Source organism: Xanthovirga aplysinae, from assembly GCF_009711365.1.
GTDB classification, from domain to species: Bacteria; Bacteroidota; Bacteroidia; order Cytophagales; family Cyclobacteriaceae; genus Xanthovirga; species Xanthovirga aplysinae.
Genome location: NZ_SMMB01000327.1, coordinates 1 through 1,130, shown reverse-complemented (window position 1 = coordinate 1,130; position 1,130 = coordinate 1). Strand labels below are relative to the sequence as shown.

1 protein-coding gene is annotated in these 1,130 nt (G+C 38.5%); it reads right to left on the bottom strand.

What is annotated here, in order from left to right:
* On the bottom strand, positions 1 to 1,130 hold a 1,130-nt coding region (locus E1171_RS00980; RefSeq protein WP_155203206.1), incomplete at both ends, for an ABC transporter permease.

Below are 1,130 nucleotides of genomic sequence, written 5' to 3'. Positions count from 1 at the left end.
CATGATAGCTCATGGTGATCCAGGCCACAAGAAAAGAGAGCAAACCAGACACTAAGAAAATTTCAAAGCCAATGGAAGTATGAAAATGGAAATTCTGTAACCATCCGCTCATACTCCACCAGGCTAAGGGGCTGGCTACCAGGAAGGCTATAATCAACAATTTACCAAAGTCTTTGGATAGCAAAAGCACAATTCCCCTAATGGAGGCTCCTAAAACTTTCCTTACTCCAATTTCTTTTTTGCGCTGTTCTGCCGTAAAGGCGGCTAATCCAAATAAACCTAAGCAAGCAATAAAGATGGCCAGGCAGGAAAATACGGCAAAGATTTCTCCGGTTTTCTGTTCTTGCCGGTACATACTATTAAAGCGGTCATCCAAAAAAGAATAGTTGAAAGGGTGTCCTGGAGCTATTTTTTTCCATTGATTTTTTAGGAGGGCAATGGCATCAGAAGCCTTCTTTCCTTCAAAACGAAAAGTAATTGCCCTAATGTCATTTTCTAAACGCATGGCCAAAGGACCAATTTTATCTCTTAAGGATTCAAAATTGAAGTTTTTTACTACTCCGATAATCGTATACCATTTATCATTACCCGCTTCCATTAATGTTTTACCAATGGGATCTTTAAAACCTAATTTCTTTACTACCGATTCATTCACTACAATGGCTGAAGAATCCGATGGAAAGTCAGAAGAAAAAAACCTTCCCTGCACTATTTCCATTCCTAATGTTTTGAGGTAATCGTAATCTACCTCCCAGCGTTCCATAACGAAAACCTCATTCGTTACTTGTTGCTCTTTTGATTGGTAGCCATTTGTATGTCTGGCAGAGGGTTGTACAGGTAGGAAACCAGAAACAGTGCCAGATTTAAAAAGAGCGTTTTGTAACATTTCTTCTTTGAATGTATGGGTTTGTTTTCCTAAAGTATTGGTATTATGAAGGGTAAGAAGCTGCTCTTTATGAAAACCAATATTGGTATTGCGAATAAAGTTGAGTTGCTTGTAAATTACTCCTGTACCCACCAATAGAAAAATAGAAACAGCAAACTGGATGACTACTAAAGTGCTTCTAAGCTTTCCTCCCTTTAAACCGGATTTGAAATTTCCTTTTAATACTTTTGCCGGATCAGAGGCA